This is a genomic window from Flavobacterium adhaerens, assembly GCF_040045115.1.
Taxonomy (GTDB): domain Bacteria; phylum Bacteroidota; class Bacteroidia; order Flavobacteriales; family Flavobacteriaceae; genus Flavobacterium; species Flavobacterium adhaerens.
Genome location: NZ_JBDLZX010000005.1, coordinates 145,104 through 166,032, shown reverse-complemented (window position 1 = coordinate 166,032; position 20,929 = coordinate 145,104). Strand labels below are relative to the sequence as shown.

The 20,929-nt window shown below is 32.9% G+C and carries 21 protein-coding genes; 11 read left to right on the top strand and 10 right to left on the bottom strand.

Translation table 11 applies throughout. The annotated features are described in order from the left end of the window. Positions 1 to 2: 2 nt before the first annotated feature. The 6 genes from ABEB18_RS08715 to ABEB18_RS08690 all read right to left on the bottom strand — a co-directional run bounded on the left by ABEB18_RS08715 (position 3) and on the right by ABEB18_RS08690 (position 5,498). A complete protein-coding gene (locus ABEB18_RS08715; RefSeq protein WP_348798888.1) occupies positions 3 to 368 on the bottom strand; it encodes a 2TM domain-containing protein in 366 nt (121 codons plus the stop codon). A 13-nt stretch (positions 369 to 381) separates the two neighbouring features. Further along, positions 382 to 681: a 2TM domain-containing protein gene (locus tag ABEB18_RS08710; RefSeq protein WP_348798887.1), complete on the bottom strand. Its 300-nt coding sequence runs from the start codon at positions 679 to 681 to the stop codon at positions 382 to 384. Between the two features lie 2 nt (positions 682 to 683). Then, positions 684 to 2,039, bottom strand: a complete 1,356-nt coding sequence (locus ABEB18_RS08705) for a histidine kinase (protein WP_348798885.1) — start codon at positions 2,037 to 2,039, stop codon at positions 684 to 686. 66 nt (positions 2,040 to 2,105) lie between these two features. Further along, positions 2,106 to 2,528 carry a VOC family protein gene (locus ABEB18_RS08700; RefSeq protein ID WP_348798884.1) on the bottom strand — a complete coding sequence of 141 codons (423 nt, stop codon included), beginning with the start codon at positions 2,526 to 2,528 and terminating at the stop codon, positions 2,106 to 2,108. Positions 2,529 to 2,549: 21 nt separating this feature from the next. Next, the gene (locus tag ABEB18_RS08695) at positions 2,550 to 3,170 is read right to left on the bottom strand and encodes a tetratricopeptide repeat protein (protein ID WP_348798883.1); all 621 of its coding nucleotides are present in this window, start codon (positions 3,168 to 3,170) and stop codon (positions 2,550 to 2,552) included. 162 nt (positions 3,171 to 3,332) lie between these two features. Then, complete coding sequence (locus ABEB18_RS08690; RefSeq protein ID WP_348798882.1) at positions 3,333 to 5,498, bottom strand: TonB-dependent receptor; 2,166 nt, start codon at positions 5,496 to 5,498, stop codon at positions 3,333 to 3,335. 144 nt (positions 5,499 to 5,642) lie between these two features. Between ABEB18_RS08690 and ABEB18_RS08685 the strand changes: the two genes are divergently transcribed. The 8 genes from ABEB18_RS08685 (at position 5,643) to ABEB18_RS17510 (ending at position 11,408) form a co-directional block, all read left to right on the top strand. Then, the gene (locus ABEB18_RS08685; RefSeq protein WP_348798881.1) at positions 5,643 to 6,104 is read left to right on the top strand and encodes a DinB family protein; all 462 of its coding nucleotides are present in this window, start codon (positions 5,643 to 5,645) and stop codon (positions 6,102 to 6,104) included. An 18-nt stretch (positions 6,105 to 6,122) separates the two neighbouring features. Next, on the top strand, positions 6,123 to 6,581 hold the full coding sequence (locus ABEB18_RS08680; protein ID WP_348798879.1) for a YciI family protein: 459 nt from the start codon (positions 6,123 to 6,125) through the stop codon (positions 6,579 to 6,581). Positions 6,582 to 6,611: 30 nt separating this feature from the next. Continuing rightward, on the top strand, positions 6,612 to 7,013 hold the full coding sequence (gene gloA2, locus ABEB18_RS08675; protein ID WP_348798878.1) for an SMU1112c/YaeR family gloxylase I-like metalloprotein: 402 nt from the start codon (positions 6,612 to 6,614) through the stop codon (positions 7,011 to 7,013). Between the two features lie 147 nt (positions 7,014 to 7,160). Continuing rightward, positions 7,161 to 8,441 (top strand): chloride channel protein, encoded by a 1,281-nt coding sequence (locus tag ABEB18_RS08670; RefSeq protein ID WP_348798877.1) that lies wholly within the window; start codon positions 7,161 to 7,163, stop codon positions 8,439 to 8,441. A gap of 4 nt (positions 8,442 to 8,445) precedes the next feature. Continuing rightward, complete coding sequence (locus tag ABEB18_RS08665) at positions 8,446 to 9,045, top strand: HPP family protein (protein ID WP_348798876.1); 600 nt, start codon at positions 8,446 to 8,448, stop codon at positions 9,043 to 9,045. A 182-nt stretch (positions 9,046 to 9,227) separates the two neighbouring features. Then, the gene (locus tag ABEB18_RS08660) at positions 9,228 to 9,770 is read left to right on the top strand and encodes an IS1096 element passenger TnpR family protein (protein ID WP_348798875.1); all 543 of its coding nucleotides are present in this window, start codon (positions 9,228 to 9,230) and stop codon (positions 9,768 to 9,770) included. A gap of 138 nt (positions 9,771 to 9,908) precedes the next feature. Beyond that, positions 9,909 to 10,967 carry a nucleoid-associated protein gene (locus ABEB18_RS08655; protein ID WP_348798873.1) on the top strand — a complete coding sequence of 353 codons (1,059 nt, stop codon included), beginning with the start codon at positions 9,909 to 9,911 and terminating at the stop codon, positions 10,965 to 10,967. A gap of 198 nt (positions 10,968 to 11,165) precedes the next feature. Then, a complete protein-coding gene (locus ABEB18_RS17510; RefSeq protein WP_498371371.1) occupies positions 11,166 to 11,408 on the top strand; it encodes a DUF1660 family phage protein in 243 nt (80 codons plus the stop codon). Between the two features lie 2 nt (positions 11,409 to 11,410). Here ABEB18_RS17510 and ABEB18_RS08650 read toward each other — a convergent pair whose 3' ends face one another. Next, on the bottom strand, positions 11,411 to 12,478 hold the full coding sequence (locus ABEB18_RS08650; RefSeq protein WP_348798872.1) for a hypothetical protein: 1,068 nt from the start codon (positions 12,476 to 12,478) through the stop codon (positions 11,411 to 11,413). Positions 12,479 to 12,653: 175 nt separating this feature from the next. On the opposite strand from ABEB18_RS08650, the gene ABEB18_RS08645 reads away from it, so the two are divergent. From ABEB18_RS08645 to ABEB18_RS08635, 3 genes are all read left to right on the top strand, one after another. After that, the gene (locus ABEB18_RS08645; RefSeq protein ID WP_348798871.1) at positions 12,654 to 13,550 is read left to right on the top strand and encodes an ABC transporter ATP-binding protein; all 897 of its coding nucleotides are present in this window, start codon (positions 12,654 to 12,656) and stop codon (positions 13,548 to 13,550) included. A gap of 71 nt (positions 13,551 to 13,621) precedes the next feature. Beyond that, entirely contained in the window at positions 13,622 to 14,458 is an 837-nt protein-coding gene (locus ABEB18_RS08640) for an ABC transporter permease (protein ID WP_348798870.1), read from the top strand. A gap of 12 nt (positions 14,459 to 14,470) precedes the next feature. Further along, entirely contained in the window at positions 14,471 to 16,804 is a 2,334-nt protein-coding gene (locus ABEB18_RS08635) for a T9SS type B sorting domain-containing protein (RefSeq protein WP_348798869.1), read from the top strand. Between the two features lie 491 nt (positions 16,805 to 17,295). On the opposite strand, the gene guaB is transcribed toward ABEB18_RS08635, so the two are convergent. The 3 genes from guaB to ABEB18_RS08620 form a co-directional block, all read right to left on the bottom strand. Further along, entirely contained in the window at positions 17,296 to 18,768 is a 1,473-nt protein-coding gene (gene guaB, locus ABEB18_RS08630) for an IMP dehydrogenase (RefSeq protein WP_348798868.1), read from the bottom strand. A gap of 132 nt (positions 18,769 to 18,900) precedes the next feature. Next, positions 18,901 to 20,301, bottom strand: coding sequence for a DUF5723 family protein (locus ABEB18_RS08625; protein WP_348798867.1), 1,401 nt, complete (start codon positions 20,299 to 20,301; stop codon positions 18,901 to 18,903). Then, on the bottom strand, positions 20,298 to 20,849 hold the full coding sequence (locus tag ABEB18_RS08620; protein WP_348798866.1) for a hypothetical protein: 552 nt from the start codon (positions 20,847 to 20,849) through the stop codon (positions 20,298 to 20,300). The genes ABEB18_RS08625 and ABEB18_RS08620 overlap by 4 nt, the downstream gene beginning before the upstream one ends. Positions 20,850 to 20,929: the final 80 nt, after the last annotated feature.

Here is a 20,929-nt window from a genome sequence, read left to right as displayed (position 1 = left end):
CACTATTTCCAAACTTGTTTATTCTTATCTTTCTCTAGAATTTCTTTTATTTTTCTTTCTTCCCAATCCAATCCAAAAAGCAGATTTTGACCAAAAATAAAAATCCCATGTACCAACACAATTATCCCCCAAAACAAAGCTGTAGAATAGGTACGCCAATTGTACCATGGATCTCCTATTATTCCTTGCTTAAACAAATCAATATTAGCATTGGCTATTATTGTTACGATGCTTATAAAAATGTAAATTATTAGATGATTGTAAAATGCGCTAACTCTTTTTACTCTTTTAAAAGCCATTTCGTAACGTTCAGCAAATGGAATTTCATGATTCGATGTATGATCAAATGTTTGTTGTAATCTTTCCATAGCAGTAATTTATTTACTTCCACTTTGTATTTTTTTCTTTCTCCATGAATTCATTGATTTTTCTCTGTTCCCATTCTTTACTGAAAAAAGGAAAATAATCAAACGTTTTTAATCCGTGGAAAACAAGTCCCACTCCCCAACAAACTATTGACCATAGCGACCATAAATACATTGGAGAAGTAACCAAATTAAGCACTAGCAAAGCAATATTAATAACCAAATAAGAAATTACATGAGTATAAAACTCTTTTAGCTCTTTTACTTTTTGACTCGCTTTACGATAGCGCTCTTTTTCATCAAAATTTTGTTCCATAACTATTTCCAATTGCGTTTAGCATCTTCTTTATTTAATATTTCTTGTATTTTACGCTCTTCCCAATTGGAAGAATATCCAAATATTTTTAGAGCGTGCATTAATAAACCAAATCCCCAACCTACTGCCGAAAACCAAAACCAGTGAAATCCGGGAGAAAATCTCAAGTTGATAAAAACCAAAAAAGGCACCACACAACAGTATGAAAATAAATTCCCATAAAATCCTTTGAGTTCATCTACTCTTTTTTTGGCTCTGAAATAAGCACTTTTTTCACTGTATTTTGAAGCAGTATCCATGACCATAATTTGCTTTGTTAAAACGGGTATTTTGACTGTAAAAGTTTGTAGATTCTCTTCAATCACGACCATCCTGTCGGTAATAATTCCGTACCGATCTACGATATTTTGCAACCCCACACCTTGTCTAGACTGCAACACTTCTTTCTTCTGTAAATCATTTTGAATAGCCAAATAATCACCTTCCATAAATATTCTGATGTGCAATGGTTTTTGTTCACTTACCACATTATGTTTTACCGTATTCTCTAAAAGCAATTGTAAAGAAAGCGGAACCACTTTGGCATCTGGATTAGGAATTGTTTCGGGCAATTCATAAAACAAACTGTTCTCGAATCGCATTTTCAACAAGTTCATGTAGGTTTTCGCAAAAGACAATTCCTCGGCAACTGAAACTAACTCTTTGTCTTTTTGTTCTAAAACATACCGATATATTTTGGACAAAGAAGTAGTAAATCGTTGAGCATTATCTGGGTTTTCTTCTATCAATGAGCTAAGAACGTTAAGGCTATTAAAAAGAAAATGAGGATCGATTTGATTTTTTAAAGTTTCAAATTTAGCATTGGCAGTACCCGCTATAATTCGCTGTTGTGTGACTTCTTTTTTTGAGGCAAGCTTCCATTTTATCATAAAGCTTCTGGCTTGCATAAAAGCAGAAACTCCAAGCGATAAAATGATGTAAAAAAGATGTGTCCATATCATGTTTTGGCTAAAAAACTCATCTATAGACATTTTTTTCAAGAAAATAAAAATGAAATAATTAATTCCCAAAACCACTGGAATAGTGTATAAAACGGTAACCAAAACACCATAATACACCCTTATATTTGTCTGTTCTAGCCAATCCCATTTTTTATCCAAAAGCATATTGAGATAGCCATTACCAAAACCCAATCCGAAGGAATAAAAACAACTTAAAACAAACGTTAGCAGTACATTTTTGACATTTAAATCATCTCCTAAAAAAGCTGAAAATATTACTGTAAAGACCATAGAAACCTTAAAATAGGTCATAGTGCCTTTTCTCAAATCTTCAAATGAATTTTTATATTCTTTCATTTTAACATTCTTTTCAGGAAAGATAAAAACTTAATTTTTATAATAGCTTATATAACTTCTTTATTTCTAATTCAATTCAAAGCTAATCTTCCAATGTATTCCAAATTTATCTTCAACAATTCCGTAGTAAGAACCCCAGAATGTTTCATTCATAGCCATTTTTATCTTGCCCCCACTTGAAAGCTTTTTAAACAACTCATCAGCTTCCTCCTTTTTATCGGTATTTATTGATAATGAGAATTTATTATTTACCAAACCATCTTTAAAAACAGCAACATTATCAGATCCCATCAATGTCATTTGCTTGCTAATTGGGAGCGAAACATGCATGATTTTATTGTCGTTTTCACGAAAAATATCTCTATCCTTTTGTGGTACATCCTTATAGCGTCCGATATACATAAACTCCGTTTCAAAAATCAATTTATAAAAATTAAAAGCTTCTTCACAATTACCATTAAAATACAAATATGGGTTTACTGTTATCATACTTTTATAGTCAAGATTATTTTATTTACAAGTTTTTTGGACTTCAAGAGCTCTTTCTAATCCCCAATTTGGCGACATAGGTGTTTCTGGTTTAAAAGTACCAAAAAGTTCTATAGATTTATTAATTTGTTCACATAATGGTTTAGTATCTGCACCTGTCCATTTTGCACCACCCAATTGATAATCAGCTTCTCCAAAAACAGCTCTAGGATTGTTAGGGTTTAATGCTTTAGCTTTAGCATAAGCCTCCATTACTTTTGCCGAATATTTTTGACCGTTTGTCATTGGATCTTGAACCACCCAAGCAGTATAAATCAACGCTTGCATTACATACAACTCTGAATTCTCCTGGTCTTTTATCATTTCTTCATCAAGAACATCCTGAGCTTTATTTAATAACAAAGACGCTTTTGTTTTATCTTTTTCCGAAAAAGAAGTGGTTGTATTCACCAAAGCAACATAATAGTTAGGCAACCAGCTACTTTTTTCTGCCGATGCGATTCTTTCGTACATAGCCGAAGCTTCGTCTGTTTTTCCTTCCTTCCAAAGCTCTCCAGCTTTTGTCATTCCTTTTTCAAATTGTGTTTGTGCAGATAATAAACTACAGATAAATAAAACGATTGCTGTGATAATTTTTGTCATGATTTCTAGTTTTTATTGATTAGTTATTTTTTTGATTTATTTGGCACTAAGCCCTTTTATTAATGATTGAAACTCAATTTATATCTCAAAAGTAAATTGCTCTTTATTTTTTAAAAACTAAATACTACTGAATTGTTGATTTTTGATGATGAATTGCAGAGTTTACAAATTCTTCAACTGATTTTCATTTTTGTTTTGACTGATGGTCCAAAAGAAACCAACAAAGAAAAATCTATCTGCAGTTGGTACAATGGCTTGTCTTTGGTAAATACCGTTGGCATCTGGATTTCGAGCATAATCGTATCCAAAAATATTTTGATTCCCTAAAATATTTGAAACCGAAAAATAAAGAATCTTTTGAGTTGTCAATAAATAAGCCCAACTCAAGCTCAAACTGTTATAAGTTCTGGTTTTTTCGCTCATAAATTGCGTCTTATTGGGATCATTATAAGGCCTTCCAGTACTAAAACTATTTGTCAACCCTATCATCGATTTCCAATCTTCTACAAAATATTTTGTTACTACTGACAACGTATGATCCGCAATAAAACTTGGTGTAGCCATGGTTGGATAATTCTTGTACTTTCTTTCTGAATCGATATAGGAATAGGAAATCCAATATTCGAAATTCTTGTACAAATTACTATCTCTCCAGTACAATTCTAAACCTTTGGCATAACCCGAACCATTATTATTAAAGACTGAATTGTATTGCAATTCTTTAGTATCGTACTGAACCAAATTGTCGTATTTTTTATAATAAAGATCGGCTCTTAAAATCTGACCTGGTTTTGTGAATTGATAATTTAATATATAATGCTGGGCTTTTTCGCTTTCGAACTGATGGTATTTTGAATATTTGATGTAATCCACAATTGGCGTTTGAGTAAAATTTCCGTAAGCAAATGATAGTTGACTGTTTTTTGAAATTTTGTAAGCCAATGAAGCTCTCGGTGCAATATTATTTTCGTTTAATAAGCTATTGTTCGAATACCTCAACCCTACTTTCAGAGCTAAATCTTTAGAAAACAAAACATCAGCTTCGGTATATAGTGCCGCAATATTAGAATCATATCCATTCGTTACACTAATTGAGCTATTAGTATCAAACCCCTCATTGTATTTGGTCATAAAATAATCTTCCCCAAATGACAATTTAAAATAATCAGTTACATTCTTTCTCAATTTTAGTTTAAGCTGCATCGCATTTTCCTCGGCATCAATACGGTTAACGTCATACTTTGTTAAGTTTTTGCTATACCCATAACTCAATCCTGTGGTCAATTGCCAACCTGTTCCAAAATTTCCTTTGTAAGAAGAATTTAAATAGAAATTATTATTGTTTAAATCGGTTCTGATTGGGTTTTCGAAATTGATATTCTTCTGATTCAAATCGAATTTTTCCGAATCAAAAGCAGCGTAGAATTTAAACACTCCGTTATTAAATTTATAACGATAAACCGCTTCGCCTCCAAGAGATTGGTAGGGATTGTTCCACTCTATGTTTTGAGGAATTACGGCTTGATAAGGAGCCAAATTCGCATACATCATATTGACACTCAAAGAACTTTTGTCCCATTTTTGAGTGTTTCCTAAACTCAAACCAACCGTCATAAAACCCATATCGGTTTTATTGTGATCGGCTTCATCCTCAGTATTCAAAAGCAAAACACTAGACAAAGCCTCCCCATATTCCGCCGAGTAACCTCCTGTCGAGAAAGCAATTCCACTAAACAAAAAAGGCGAAAAACGGCTTCTTGTTGGAACATTATTAGTAGTAGCACCATAGGGTTGGGGCACTCGAATTCCATCAACAAAAGTTTGAGTTTCGCTTGCTTCACCTCCACGCACAAACAACCTTCCGTCTTCCCCAACGGTTTGTGTTCCTGGCAAAGTTTGTAATGCCGCAACAATGTTTCCAGCCGAACCAGCTGTGGTAACAATATCCAGTGGTTTTAGAACCGAAACTCTCGCCTTGCTCCCAGCCTCTAATGTTCCAGCAGTAATAACGACCGCATCAAGCGCATTAATGTTTTCGGTAAGTTTAATGGTTTGGTTATTAAAATTTGCCACCTCTATTTCTTGTCTATAAGTATTAAAAGCTACTAAACTTACTACCAAAAATTGATTTCCTTTTTCAGCAGTTTCAAAAGAAAATTCTCCTGATTCAGAACTTGTAGCTCCATCATAGGTGCCATCAATATAAATATTAGCACCAGAAATAGGTTTGCCTTTTTTATCGATCACTTTCCCTGAAATAGTGTTTTGCGCAAATAAGCAAGTAGTTATAAATAAAGATGCAAGTGCAAAAAATAATTTAGTTTTCATTGTGGTTGATTTTGATGTAGCAAATGTATTTTGACCGTTTTAGTTAAAAAATATTTAAAAACCCAATTGTTGAAAATCATGGATGAGTTGTAAATTTCTTATTCGTAACTTAGCTTTTAAGTTATAACTTCAAAAAATCACATTATGTCTGAGCGCAAAAGAATTCTGAACCTATACCAGTCCATTTACAATGGAAATCCTTGGCTCGAAGTTACTTTGGTCAACACCTTAAAAGATATAACGGCAGAGCAAGCCTATCGAAAAACAAATCCTAAACTGAATACGATTTGGGAAATTGTAAACCACTTAATACAATGGAGACGAAATATTCTAAGGCGTATGCAAGGCGAAACCATCACAACTCCAGAACACAATTATTTTGTTCCAATTTTAGATCCATCCGAAGCGGCATGGGAACAGTCTCTCCAAAGTTTGGCAAAAACACAAGAATTATGGAATTCGTACTTTGAAAAATTAGAAGACAGTGATTTAGAAAAAATATACACTAACAATGGTCACTCTTATTATGAGCATATTCACGGAATAATTCAGCACGATATTTATCATTTGGGACAAATTGTTATCTTAAAAAAGCTACTTGCGTAATCATTTAAACATATCCTTATGAAAAAATTACTAATCCTAGTTTTATTCCTGTTTGCGAGTATTACCTGTTTTGCTCAAGAAACTGCTACCCAATACGATGAAAAAATGGCTAATTCTTTGGGTGCCGATGAATATGGAATGAAACAATATGTGTTTTGCCTATTAAAATCAGGTAGTAACACAACAACTTCAAAAGAAGAAACCCAAAAGCTTTTTGCGGGGCACATGGCCAACATAAACAAACTGGCACAAGAAGGAAAACTAGCTGTTGCTGGTCCTTTTATGAAAAACGACCGAAACTATAGAGGTATTTATATTTTTAACGTAACAACCATCGAAGAAGCCCAAAAACTGGTTGCCACCGACCCAGCCATACAAGCCAATTTATTAGAAGCCGAATTGACACCTTGGTATTCATCGGCGGCTTTGCAGGAAATTACCAAACTGCACGATAAAATTGCCAAAACAAAATTCTAAATTTTATTTATTAAAGTCATCCCCTTCTCAATGATCTCCTTAAACAAAATACATCACATTGCCATTCTTTGTTCTGATTATGAAAAATCAAAACATTTTTACACATCAATTTTAGGACTTACAGTAATCCAAGAAGTTTATCGCGAAGAAAGACAATCTTACAAACTTGATTTAGCATTAAATGGAAACTACATAATCGAATTATTTTCGTTTCCAAACCCTCCTAAACGTTTATCCAGACCCGAAGCAGCAGGATTAAGACATTTGGCTTTTGAAGTAAATAACATTCAAGAGACAAGAGACTACATCATAAACAAAGGGTGTATTGCCGAAGAAATTAGAGTAGATGAATTTACCCGAAAACAGTTTTTCTTTATGGCTGATCCTGACGATACCCCAATTGAGTTTTACGAGCAACAAATCTTTTTTTGAGAATTTTAGCATTCAATATTAAAACTAAATCAATCATTCTGAATGTTTCAATAGTAAAAAAAAATGTAAAATTTACTGCGAAAACGCAGGTTTTCTTTTGTTTTTCATAATTTTGCAAAAAAAATAGCTTTTACAAAATTACTTCTGATGAACAAAACGGCGAAAATCAAAAAAAATCATCAATTTATTATCCTTCGAAAATTAATAATAGTTTCAGTTTTAATTGGTTTTCTGTCATCGTTCTTAGGAATATTATTAAAAAAGGCAACAGAACACTATGAAAGTATTTTTATACGAGAAGTATCATTAAACCCCATTTATTACATCATTTTTCCTGTGTTTGGATTATCTGTAATTTATTTTTTAAGACAATATCTCTTTAAGAAAAAAGAAAACAAAGGCATCAAGGAAGTTTTTGAAAGTACTCAATCCCCATCAAAAAATTTACCAACTTACAAGATTCCATCTCATTTCATAAACGGATTACTTACCGTAATTTTTGGAGGATCAACAGGAATTGAAATTTCTACTGTTGTGGCCACAGCAACCATTGGTTCAGTAGCACATCAAAAAGAAAATGTATTCCGCAAATACAAAACCGAATTAATATGTGCTGGTGTTGCGGCAGGAATTACAGCTTTATTCAGCAGTCCAATAGCAGGAATTTTATTTGCTATCGAAGTAATTTCAAGAAAAGTAACACGAGCTTATGTAGTATCTACAGTAATTGCAGTTTCTATCGCTTTTGGATTGCTTTCTATTTTGAAAGAGGAATCATTATTTAATGTAACCATTACAACTTGGCATCTAAAAGCCATTCCGTATTTTATTCTCTTAGGAATTTTAGCTGGGATGAACTCAGTTTATCTTACGCGTTGTGTATTATTTTTCAAATCACAATTTGCAAAAATTGAGAAACATTATTACAAAATAATAATTGGATCGATTGTTTTGAGCGTATCCTTATTTATTTTTCCTCAATTATACGGCGAAGGATACCATTCGATAAAAACAATTTTTGGCAATTCAAATCAATTGCCCTTGACCACAACTTTAACTTATACCTTTATTGGAATTTTGATTCTAAAACCAATTGTAACTTCGATTACTTTGGTTTCTGGAGGAGATGGAGGTGTATTTGCTCCAAGTCTATTTATAGGTGCTTTTTTAGGATTACTGGTTTCATCGGTTCTAAACACCTACTTCAATACCCAAGTAATCCCTCTAAATTTTATGATTATTGGCATGGCAGCGGTTCTGAGTGCCAGCATTCATGCGCCTTTTACAGCTATCTTTTTGGTTTGTGGTTTAATCAACGATTATACATTGTTTGCACCTATTCTTGTCGTTAGTTTGATTTCAAAATATACTGCAAAAATGCTTTACCCTTATACCGTTTATTCATATTCACCAAGTTTCACAAAATAAAAACATGCCAGTTCAAAAAATAAAAAGAGGATATCGCAAAACAAAATACATCCTTTACAGAGAAACTTTAGTCGATTCGAAAGAGCATTTTTGGTCATTTTTAGGATCTTTTGTGGGTATTGCAATTCTGGCTTACATACAATCTATTCATTTCAAAGGCAATGATGCTGTTTATCTTATTGGCTCTTTTGGAGCATCTAGTGTCCTAATTTATGGCATCATCCAAAGCCCTTTTTCCCAACCTCGAAACTTAGTTGGAGGACATTTGGTTTCTGCATTTGTTGGCGTGACGGTTCAAAAACTTGCACCCGATATTCTTTGGATCGCAGCTCCGCTGGCTGTTTCATTTGCAACCATTATGATGCAAATAACCAAAACCCTGCACCCACCAGGAGGCGCAACTGCTCTTATTGCAATCATGGGTTCTGAAAAAATTAAAGATTTAGGATACTGGTACATGCTATCTCCTGTATTTGTTGGCGTAATGATTTTATTAACTGTTGCTATAATTTTTAACAACATGACTCCTAATAGATATTACCCAACTCACAAAAGATACCATAAGATTCGTAAAAGAATTTCAAAATCTATTAGACTTAAATAAAAAATTCCCTCTTTTTCGCCTCACTGCTACAAAACAATTGAAATGAATTTGAATTCACACATTCAATTCAGTAACAATTGTACTTGTATGAATTGCATATGCGCAAGAAAAAAACAATAAACATCAGCATATGAAATCTAAAATTTAACTTTACATTTGTCCTTTCAATAAAAACAACGATTATGGTTTATAAATTCAGAGTTATTCTAGATGCCGAGGAAGACATTTTTAGAGACATAGCAATACTTGCTGAAGACACTTTAGAAGATTTACACAATGCTATTTTTAATTCATTTGGTTTTGACGGAATGGAAGTAGCCTCTTTTTACACTTGTGATGAAACCTGGAACCAAGAAGATGAGATTTCACTTTTTGACACTGGAGATGTACCGGGTGAACAACGAATAATGAGTGATTACAAGTTATCCGATATTTTAGACCAGGAAAATACCAAAATCATATATGTTTACGACTTTATTAATATGTGGACTTTCCTTGTGGAACTTGCTGCTATTGAAGAGGAACATGTGGGAGCAACCTATCCCGAAACTTTATTTTCGCATGGCGAAATGCCTGCTGAAGCTTTAGAAAAAAACTTTGAAGCAGATAGTATGCACGATGACATTTATGGAGAATTTGAAGACGATCTAGACGAAGATGACCTTGATATGTTTGAAGGAGATGATAGCTTTGAAGATTACGGTTTTGAGGAAAATTGGAATTAAAATAGAACAAATTTAAGCTTAAGCTTTTACAAAAAAGACATAGAAAATCAGTAGCAAGATTAAAGACAGAAGGAATTAAATAAACGATTACTTTTATCTTTTATCTTGCTTCTTTTATCTAAAAATAAAAAAAAAAATATGATCAACTTATACAACACCCACATCGAAACATTATCCATACATCGTGTTGGAAACATGAGTCGCAACGAGCCTCTTTTTTTATCAGAAGAACCTTTTAAATTAAATGACGAAATTGTACCGTTGATGAAAGAATTTTTCTTTAAATCATTTAAAGAAAAAGAGGAAAACTATTTTCAGTTTTCTCACGAAGTAGATTTGGACTATAACGAGATGTACAAATATGCAACTGAGATTTTTACCAATCCAAGCAATTTGCACGATGTTTCCAAAAAAATAACCAAACATCTTTTTGAACAATCCAATCATCCACATATCAAAAACGGTGAAGTATATGTAACTTACCTAACTAATTTAAGTATTGACAACAATGTAGTTGATGCTATTGGAGTTTTCAAAAGCGAAATCCAATCCGATTTTTTACAGTTTGAAGAAAAAGGAACTCAGTTGGAAATGATTTTACAACACGGTGTAAGTTTGAATAAATTAGACAAAGGTTGTCTTATTTTTAATTACAAAAAAGAAGAAGGTTACAAAATCTTATCTGTTGACAGTAATCGTTATGACGCTAGATACTGGTTGGAACACTTTTTATCGGTTGATGCTTTTGAAGACGAAAACTTCATTACCAAAAAATATTTGAAATTCTGTCAAAACTTTGCCAAAGATGTGGTTTTCCCTGCTGAGGACAAAAAAGAAGAAGTAATGTTTATGAATCGTTCTGTAAATTACTTTGCAAAGAACGATCAATTCGAAGAAAGCAATTTCTTAAATGAAGTAATTGATAATCCTGATTTAATCCCAGAGTTTAAAAATTACAAACAAGACAAAGGAGACAAATACAGTATCGAGGATATAACCTCATTCCCAATTGCTAATGCAGCAGTAAGTGATGCAAGAAAGTCTATCAAAAATGTAATTAACCTTGACACAAACATTCAAATCAAAATGGATTTTATCAATCCTGACAGTGCTGAAAAATTTGTAGAAAAAGGATGGGACGAAGAAAAACAAATGTACTATTACCTGGTTTACTTCAACAAAGAACAAAAATCATAGACTTTTTTCTACAACAATTCTACAATCCTCAATTGTCCAGACAGTTGAGGATTTTTTTTGCAACTAAATTGAACCCAAAAAACAACTAAATTGTAATAATTAACTTATTTTTAAAACAAAAACATGTATTTCATCGGATTTATTTGACGTATAAAACATTTTGATATATGTTTGTTTTGAATTTTTAAATACCACACTATGAGCTTTTTACAATTCATATCGAAATTTACCGATAAAAAAACATCTTGTTCCTTTTTTGGACATAAAATAGTGACTGTCAGAAATGTAACAAATCATTTTAAAGAATTCAAATGCACAGTTTGCCATATGGAATTGACAAATGATTTACAAGACAAAAAAACATTTTTAACTCCTGAGTTAAAAGAAATAAATGAGACTTTATTCAAGCACTTCAACAGGAAAAATTTAGGTTCTTTATAAAACTAAAATCCTGGTTTGAATACATTGACGTTATTAAAATTTCGTGTAACAAATTCGAAAGCGGCATTTAGAACACTTCCCATGGATTTTGCATTTTTAAAATTCATATCGTTTGTATAACGATATAATTCTAGTTTCAGCTGAGCGAGATTTTCCTCATTCGAAATATGATCATTACTCATAATTTTCATTAGAATCTTTATCCTATTTTCGGCTGTATTGATTCTTTTGGCTAAAGCCGAGCGCTCTTCATTTTTGTACTGCTCTATCGATCTGTCTTGGAGTTTTTCCTTTACAATTTTAATCATTGGATAGTTCTCTTTGAAAAATTGAGGGCGATATACTTTAAAATTGCCTTCAAAACATTGCTGATCAAAATCAATTGGGCGAATTTTGAAAACAATTTGATCAAAATCGTGAATTGGGATAACTACATAATTATACGATCGCATATCTCCCAATAATCGAATCATACATCGCTCGTTAAACTTCACAAACTCTTTGGCAATTTGTGCTTTTTCTGTTTCGGTACATCTTGGCAAAAAGGTTTTCATAAAAACATCTCCTGGTATCCCTGTAATATGCTCTTCAATCAAAGTATCTTTAAACACCAAGAAATTAATTTTGTATGGCGATAATAAATGTTCTAATTCCAATCCATAAATCCTAGAGGAATCTGCTTTTTTGATATAAAAATGAGTATAATTATCATTCAAAATATTTCGCACTTTTATTCGAAATGGTTTCGAATTTCCAAAAGTACAATAGTCTATTGCATCTACATTTAGGTATTGCAAAATATCGGTATTCCCATCAGAATATAATAAGGAATATACTTTTTTTAAAGTTAGATCTATCTCCTCGCGTTCAAAATCATTGTAATAGACTCTAACCCACAAAGTATCTTGACCTTTCTTATCAAATACACTAATAGAACCTACAAACCTCAAAAGATCATCATAAACTACTGGTTCTTTTGACACCAAATCAAATCGTTCCAAATAATTTAAAAGAGCACTATTAATAGGGTAACACGGTTTCTTAAAAAACATCAAAGGTTCGTCATTCATTTTAAATACATTTTCTACAAATTTACATCAAAAGCCCTGTTTATTCAAGATCAAGACTTTATTAAAATTATAAAAACCCAACAAAAATCATCTGCTTCAATGTATTGACATAAAAAATTAACAATAAGAGTAACAAAAAACAAGCAAATTCGTCCTATACAAAAAACGATATATTTTGGAAACAATCCTTTCAATACACAACCTTAGCAAACGTTACGGTAGTCTTCAAGCCTTAAAGGACATTTCACTAGAAATAGAAAAAGGAAATGTCTATGGAATTTTAGGGCCTAATGGAAGTGGAAAATCAACCACTTTAGGAATAGTCCTTAATGTAGTCAACAAAACATCGGGCGAATACATATGGTTTGGCGGTAATTTGCAAACTCATGAAGCCTTAAAAAAAGTGGGCGCCATAATCGAGAGGCCAAATTTTTATCCGTATATGACGGCCACCCAAAACTTAAAATTAGTTTGCAAAATAAAGAACATTAATTATTCTAAAATAGACGAAAAATTAGAATTGGTTGGGTTGAAGGACAGAAAAAACAGTAAGTTTAATACCTTTTCATTAGGAATGAAACAACGCTTAGCAATAGCTTCTGCCCTATTAAATGATCCTGAAATCTTAATTCTAGACGAACCAACAAACGGCCTAGACCCCCAGGGAATTCATCAAATTAGAGATATTATAAAAAAAATTGCTGCTCAAGGCACAACAATTCTATTGGCATCACATTTATTAGACGAAGTCGAGAAAGTTTGTTCACATGTTTTAGTATTAAGTAAAGGCGAAGTTCTCTATTCAGGGCCAGTTGATGGGGTTTCGGCAAACGAAGGTTTCTTTGAACTACAAGCTGATGATTCTATCAAATTAATTAACGTTTTGCAAAGTCACCCTGCTATAGACAAAGTTACAAAGGCCGATAACAAAGTTTTGGTTTATTTAAAAGACAAATTAGAATCAAAAGATTTAAATCAATTTTTGTTTGACAACAGTATTTGTCTTAGTCATTTAGTTAAACGTAAAAATAGTCTTGAAGAACAATTTTTAGAATTAACCAAAAAGCAATAAACCATTCTTACTATCGCAAAATCGAATAACTACTTACGCTATAATTTGGATCAAAGACTAACGAATCAAATATGAAAAGATTACTCTCTATAGAATTGCAAAAAATATGGCTAAACAAAGCCAGTCGGGTATTAACACTAACATATTTTATACTCCTTTCCTTTATTGCTTTGATTGCCTCCATTAAATTTGAATTCGGAGCATTTAAATTTCAAATTGCCGAAATGGGAATTTTTAACTTCCCTTACATTTGGCATTTTAACACTTACGTTGCCGCAATAGCTAAACTATTTTTGGCTATTATTATAGTTTCAATGATGGCCAACGAATATAGTTATGGCACTTTAAAACAAAATCTGATCGATGGCTTGAGCAAAAAAGAATTCATTCTCTCTAAATTTGTAACCATCGTTTTATTTGCAATTTGTTCTACAATTTTTGTCTTTATAATGACCTTAATTTTAGGATACAGCTTTTCTTCTTATACAGAACTCGGTATTGTATTTTCGGATTTAGAATATCTAATTGCTTTTTTTGTAAAGCTAATTGGTTTTTTTTCCTTTTGCCTATTCTTGGGAATTTTAGTTAAAAGATCAGCATTTGCTCTAGGTTTTCTTTTGGTTTGGAATATTATAGAAGCAATTGCTAAAGGGATTTTGAACTTTCGTGTATTTCCAGAAGGCAAAACAGCTGATTATATCACACAATTTTTCCCATTAGAATCTATGGCCAATTTGATAGTAGAACCAGCTACAAGAACCAATTTGGCAAAAACAATTGGCAATCAAATTGGTGTTGAAAACATAAAAGACTATAGTGTTCATTTCTCTGATATTGTAATCGTTTTGTGCTGGACAACAATATTCTTAGTCCTATCCTATAAGATTTTAAAAACTAGAGATTTATAGTATATTTGTAAGATGACTACAACAAAATCTATTATACTCTTATTTTTTTTATCAATATCGTCAATCGTTTCGGCTCAGTACATCACCATTGAAGATAACAAAACTGCACAAGAATTGGTCGAAAATGTTTTGGTCAACAGTAGTTGTGCCACTACAGAAAACACTTTTGCAAGTGGGGACAATTATACACAAGGGCAAAGAAGCTACGGGTACTTCAATGCGGGAACTAGTAATTTCCCGTTCAAAGACGGAGTTATCTTAAGTACTGCTAGTAGCCAAAACGCCGTAGGTCCTTATGTTAGCGATCAATCTGGTGGCGGAAATTATTTATGGGGAGGAGATCCCGATTTAGATAAGGCTTTAGGTATAACTAGTACAAATGCTACTGTGCTTGAATTTGACTTTGTTCCGCTGACCAACTTTATCAGTTTTAATTATATTTTTGCTTCAAATGAATATCAGTATTACTTTCCTTGCGAATATTCAGATGGTTTTGCATTTTTAATCAAAGAAGCCGGAAGCACAGAAGATTATAAAAATTTAGCCGTACTTCCTGGAACTTCCATACCTGTTTCTTCTCAAAACGTTCACTTACTTACCAACTCTTACACAGACTATTATGGTATCACACATTCTGGTTGTCCTGCTATAAACGAATCGTATTTTAATGGTTTTAACACCCCCGCAAGCCCTATAAACTTTAGCGCTCAAACTATTAAATTAAACGCTCAAAGCGATGTAGTTGCTGGAAAAAAGTATCATATTAAACTAGTAATTGCTGATGATAAAGAACAATATTTTGATTCTGCTATTTTCCTTGAAGCTGGAAGTTTTTCTTCAAAAATGGACTTAGGGCCAGATCGTACTACAGCCACCAACAATCCTTTATGTTTTGGTGAAAGTTATACCATAGACACAAACCTATCTTCTACCTACACATATGAGTGGTACAAAGATGGTTCTACAACACCATTACCAGGCGAAACCAACTCATCACTAACCGTTACGAATGCTGGAACTTATAAAGTAAAAGTCATTTTATATCCTTCGACTTGTAGAGCTGAGGATGAAATAAAAATAGAATACGCTCCTCAAATTGTTCTAAACAACGCAACTTTGTACCAATGTGATGATGATGGTGACGGAATAACTCTTTTTGATTTAACCAAAATAGATAATATTATCAAAAACAATAATTCAAATTTAACTGTAATCTATCACACCTCATTGGCAAATGCTCAGGGTAAAATCAATCCGATTTCAACCCCAAACGCATTCACAAATACAAGCGCAACTCAAACTCTTTATGCTCGAGTTAGTAATGAATTTGGTTGTGTAAATTATGCTACAGTAAATTTGGCAGTCTCCAACAATGTGGTAGCTGTGCAATCTCCTATTGAGAGTTGTGACACCGATGCTTTACAAGACGGAATTACCCAATTTGATTTGACTACTAAAGTTACACCACAAATTCTAAATGGGCTACCATCAGGTTTAATTGTAGAATATTACGCAACGATGAATGATGCCATCGTTCAACAAAATGTATTACCAAATCTATTCACCAACACAACTCCAAATCAACAAACTATTTATGCTCGAATTGTAAACAATTCTGACTGTTATAAAATTATACCCGAAACCCTAATCATAAACGTTTTCGATCCAGCAAATTTCGAAAAAGAAAATGCTTTTTTGTGTAATGGATCAAGTGCTACTTTAACAGTTGATAGTGGTTACACCAGTTATCTGTGGAATAATGGAGATACAGACAATACAACAACTATTACTGCCCCTGGAGATCATTCAGTAATAGTAACCAATTCAAATGGTTGCGAAAAAACCAAAGAGTTCAATGTAATTTCATCTGAAAATGCAACAATTACAGATGTGAAAGTCAATAGTTTTGCAGGAAATGATAATACAATAACCATATCCTATACTGGTAATGGGGATTACGAATTTTCATTAGACGGAAACACCTACCAAGACAGTCCTGTTTTCAGAGGATTAGAAGCTGGAACATACTGGGCAACGGCCAGAGATAAAAATGGCTGTAATACCTCGACTTCCTATAAAGTATTTGTATTGGATTATCCTCGCTTTTTCACCCCAAATAATGATGGATTCAATGATACATGGGAAATACAAAACTTAGACACTTTGTCTGTATCCATGATAGCCATATTTGATCGTTATGGCAAATTATTAAAACAATTAAACCCAGCAGGAAATGGTTGGAATGGCACTTTTAACGGAAAGGAATTACCAGCAGATGATTATTGGTTTTCGATACAAATAGAAAACGATAAAATCATTAAAGGCCATTTTAGTTTAATCCGATAGCAATTAAGAAATACAAAAAAGAGGTTGCTTAAAGGGCAACTCCTTTCGTTTGTGAATAATTTTGATTTTTAAGCAGCTATTTGATATAATTGTTTCTTCGTCAATTTTGATGAAAACAGCATTTATTGATGCTTTAAAATTGGATTTGATTTTTTTCAAATTTATCTTTTACTGGACAGTACTATTAAAAAATATCTTCAGGAAAATGAACTATTGCTGGATAGCGACTTAAAGTCTATTTTTAACTTGCTTATCCTAGAACCTCAAGATATTATTTTTTTGAGTTTTGCATAAATAAAAAGTTTATTGAAACGAATTTCAATAAACTTTCGAAAACATCATATTCCATAATGCTTTACAGCCTTTTTACCAACTATTTTTGACTATTAAACCGAAGGTATAAACATAAAAAAATCCCGAAAATTTTCGGGATTTTTACTTTTTTAAGACTTTTTAGACAGCCTCTTTTTCTCTATTTATCAAACTGCTAATTATCTAGAATAATTTGGAGCTTCTTTTGTGATGGTAACATCATGAGGATGACTCTCATTGATACCACTTGCTGTAATACGAACAAAACGACCTGTTTCCTGCAAAGTTGCAATATCCTTAGAACCGCAATACCCCATACCAGCACGAAGTCCACCTATAAATTGTTGCATACTCTCGTTTAGTTCTCCTTTGTAAGGCACGCGTCCAACGATTCCTTCTGGTACCAATTTCTTGACATCATCTTCAACATCTTGGAAGTAACGGTCTTTTGATCCTTCTTGCATCGCCTCAACAGATCCCATTCCTCTGTAAGATTTAAATTTTCTTCCCTCGAAAATAATTGTTTCTCCTGGAGATTCCTTTGTTCCTGCCAATAATGATCCTAGCATCACACAATCTGCTCCTGCAGCAATGGCTTTAGGAATATCGCCTGTATAACGAATACCACCATCCGCAATTACTGGAACACCAGAACCTTTGATTGCAGCAGCTACTTCTAAAACGGCTGAAAATTGTGGAAATCCAACTCCTGCAACAACTCTTGTGGTACAAATAGAACCAGGACCAATACCAACTTTAACACCGTCGGCACCGCTTTCAACTAAATATTTTGCAGCTTCTGGTGTGGCAATATTACCAACAATTACATCTAAATTAGGGAATTTAGCTTTTACCGCTTTCAATACTTCTACCACTCCTTGAGTATGACCGTGAGCAGTATCTATGATTACAGCATCTACTCCAGCTTTTACCAATGCCGAAGCTCTTTCTACTGCATCAGCTGTTACTCCTAAAGCAGCAGCTACTCGCAAACGACCAAACTGATCTTTGTTGGCATTTGGTTTTTGTGTCAACTTGGTTATATCTCTAAACGTGATTAATCCAACCAACTCGTTTTTAGCATTAATTACAGGTAATTTCTCAATTTTATGACCTTGTAACACGACCTCAGCTTGTTCTAATGAAGTTCCTTCGGCTACTGTTACTAGATTTTCTCTAGTCATTATTTCAACAATAGGTCTTGATCCATTTTTTTCAAAACGTAAATCTCTATTGGTTACAATACCTTTTAATATTTTATTTTCATCAACAATAGGAATTCCTCCAATGCCATATTCTCTCATTGCCATTTTGGCATCTGAAACTGTAGAAGTTAATGGTAAGGTTACTGGATCTATAATCATCCCAGACTCAGCACGTTTTACTTTACGAACTTTGGCTGCTTGTTGTTCGATGGTCATGTTTTTATGTAAAACACCTATTCCACCTTCTTGCGCCATTGCTATTGCCATAGAGCTTTCGGTTACGGTATCCATAGCAGCAGATACAATAGGAACATTAAGCGTAATATTTTTTGAAAACTTGGATTTGATACTCACTTCGCGAGGAAGCACATTTGAGTAATTAGGGACTAATAATACATCATCGTAAGTTAAACCTTCGCCGATAATCTTGGAGTTGTGTGCTATCATGTTGCAATTTCTAGTTGAATTGCGTGCAAATGTAAGCAATTCTAAGCTAAAAACCTCTTTTATTACTTTTTTTTATTTACCTTAAGGATATTTAATAAAATTTAATACGAAAAAAAATCACCACTTTTCGACCTAATTACTTCCTCCCGAAATAATATTGATTCCTATTTGAAATGAAAGTGCATTAGCTTTGGAAACATCTCCTAGCGACAACAGATTATCGGCTAATGCGTAGAAATTAAACATCCCTATTTTTGTTGTAAGTCCTAAACCTAAATTTTTGGCCGAATACGAATCAATGGTATAAGTCGCTTTCATTTGAAGGTTTTCTAAAATTCTTCGTCTATAATAAGCTGTTAGTGCCAATAGAGGTTCTCTTGGTGTACTCATTCCGAATAGTTGGATCCCAACTGCATTTCGATACCAAGATTCTTGATCGGTTGCACAATCACATTCTGTTGGTCTTTCTTCTTCGAAAGAATATTGAAAAGATGAATAAAATTTTAGAGGACGTTGTGTTGTATATTTACGATAAAGAGTATCCAACGGAATAGCTTCTCTAAAATCGTGATACGCATCCTTCACAGTACCATCCGAATTAAATTCATCGATTACTCCTCTAAATTCATAATCGCCTTTTAATGTAAAACTTTCAACATCTTTAGAGTGATTTACAAATCCTATATCAACCAAACTGGCTGTTATTTGCATATTTCGTTTTGGATAATAAGTAAGTCCCAAATCCAAACCTAGACCTAAATTTCCTCCTAAAAAAGCACCATCAACAGCATCATCAATCATATCACTTGCAACATCTCCCTCATAATCTTCATCTAAATATTTGGAAATTCCCGAAGTATCCAATTGCAGATTTGATTTTATAGACTGATTGTAAATCAAATCATTGCCTTGAGTGGTGACAAAATAACCTGAATTATTAGTAGATCTACCATTGAAAACACTTGAGTAAATTTTTCCGCGAGCACCAAGTATCAACTTTTGGTTTACTTGTTTGTTGAATCCTACATGAAAAACAGAAAGCAGTTCGGTTTTCACACTCAAATCTCCCAAATTAAAAGATTTACCTATATAGTCATTATTTCCATACAAAGACAAAACAGCCAAATCAGTTGGGATATAAATAAAGGAATCAAATTCTTGATACATCCCGAAAGAAACATACGACTTGTTCTCTTCGCCTCCTACTCTAAATCCTGCTGTAAATATTTCGAGTTGTTGATTTGCGGTTACATAATCATTACTATTGGTAGTCGCTATGACATTTTTAACTTTGGTCGTAAAATCAATATCATTATCGGCAAATAAGCTATAAACATCAAAACCAGTAGAACCTACATTTGCAGATATTCCCGACAGTAATGGCACACCAACGAACCATTTAAATTTTACATCCGATCCAGGATTAACTAATAAACTTTGAGGTTGAGGTGTAAAATTATATAGGATTTCTCTATTTTGAGAAAAAGAAAAAGTCACTATAAAGAGGCTTAAAAGTACAATGGTTTTTTTCATTCGATTTCAAAATAAACTGTTGCACTTGAACTCAATTCTATCCTTCCTGGTGTTGCAATGGTTATAGGTGTCCCCGAATGCATCAAGGATGAAAACATCATAGTAGTCGTATTTTTTATAATATCAACATTAGCTTCGGTGAAAGTCTCTGTTCTTTCTACAAAAGCTTCAGTTCCATCATAAGCAGGAACATTTATTCTCAAATTGTAAATTGGAGTATTGGATACATCAAAAAAAGTAACATCATAAGTGAATGCTCTCGGGACGGTATTTTTTATTCTAAAATACAATTCGGCTTTAACCAAATCTTCTTCTATAAATGAGCTCTCTAGAAAATCAACATCTGCTGTATAGATCGCAATAGGATTTTCGGTTCCACTTGAAATAAAATCAGTAGCCTCTTTTTTTTGATAAGCAAGATTGGTTGTAAATACTGGTTGAATTTTCAAATCTTTTGCTTGCTCAAAATCTAAATCACTCGAACAGGAAAAAAAACAACAGATTACAGTCGTGATTAAAAATATTCTTTTAAAACAAGGGAATTCCATAATGTAAGATTGAGTTTACAAGGTACTCAAGGCAGTACTTTGAAACTAAAATAGCAAAAAAAAAGAAACGAAATGTCTAT

Coding starts and splice junctions, on each gene's coding strand:
- guaB (WP_348798868.1), bottom strand. CDS start 18,768: ATGATAGCACACAACTCCAAGATTATCGGCGAAGGTTTAACTTACGAT.
- ABEB18_RS08640 (WP_348798870.1), top strand. CDS start 13,622: ATGAAAAGATTACTCTCTATAGAATTGCAAAAAATATGGCTAAACAAA.
- ABEB18_RS08710 (WP_348798887.1), bottom strand. CDS start 681: ATGGAACAAAATTTTGATGAAAAAGAGCGCTATCGTAAAGCGAGTCAA.
- ABEB18_RS08660 (WP_348798875.1), top strand. CDS start 9,228: ATGGTTTATAAATTCAGAGTTATTCTAGATGCCGAGGAAGACATTTTT.
- ABEB18_RS08685 (WP_348798881.1), top strand. CDS start 5,643: ATGTCTGAGCGCAAAAGAATTCTGAACCTATACCAGTCCATTTACAAT.
- ABEB18_RS08690 (WP_348798882.1), bottom strand. CDS start 5,498: ATGAAAACTAAATTATTTTTTGCACTTGCATCTTTATTTATAACTACT.
- ABEB18_RS08670 (WP_348798877.1), top strand. CDS start 7,161: ATGAACAAAACGGCGAAAATCAAAAAAAATCATCAATTTATTATCCTT.
- ABEB18_RS08665 (WP_348798876.1), top strand. CDS start 8,446: ATGCCAGTTCAAAAAATAAAAAGAGGATATCGCAAAACAAAATACATC.
- ABEB18_RS17510 (WP_498371371.1), top strand. CDS start 11,166: ATGAGCTTTTTACAATTCATATCGAAATTTACCGATAAAAAAACATCT.
- ABEB18_RS08625 (WP_348798867.1), bottom strand. CDS start 20,301: ATGAAAAAAACCATTGTACTTTTAAGCCTCTTTATAGTGACTTTTTCT.
- ABEB18_RS08705 (WP_348798885.1), bottom strand. CDS start 2,039: ATGAAAGAATATAAAAATTCATTTGAAGATTTGAGAAAAGGCACTATG.
- ABEB18_RS08620 (WP_348798866.1), bottom strand. CDS start 20,849: ATGGAATTCCCTTGTTTTAAAAGAATATTTTTAATCACGACTGTAATC.
- ABEB18_RS08700 (WP_348798884.1), bottom strand. CDS start 2,528: ATGATAACAGTAAACCCATATTTGTATTTTAATGGTAATTGTGAAGAA.
- ABEB18_RS08655 (WP_348798873.1), top strand. CDS start 9,909: ATGATCAACTTATACAACACCCACATCGAAACATTATCCATACATCGT.
- ABEB18_RS08680 (WP_348798879.1), top strand. CDS start 6,123: ATGAAAAAATTACTAATCCTAGTTTTATTCCTGTTTGCGAGTATTACC.
- ABEB18_RS08635 (WP_348798869.1), top strand. CDS start 14,471: ATGACTACAACAAAATCTATTATACTCTTATTTTTTTTATCAATATCG.
- gloA2 (WP_348798878.1), top strand. CDS start 6,612: ATGATCTCCTTAAACAAAATACATCACATTGCCATTCTTTGTTCTGAT.
- ABEB18_RS08695 (WP_348798883.1), bottom strand. CDS start 3,170: ATGACAAAAATTATCACAGCAATCGTTTTATTTATCTGTAGTTTATTA.
- ABEB18_RS08650 (WP_348798872.1), bottom strand. CDS start 12,478: ATGAATGACGAACCTTTGATGTTTTTTAAGAAACCGTGTTACCCTATT.
- ABEB18_RS08715 (WP_348798888.1), bottom strand. CDS start 368: ATGGAAAGATTACAACAAACATTTGATCATACATCGAATCATGAAATT.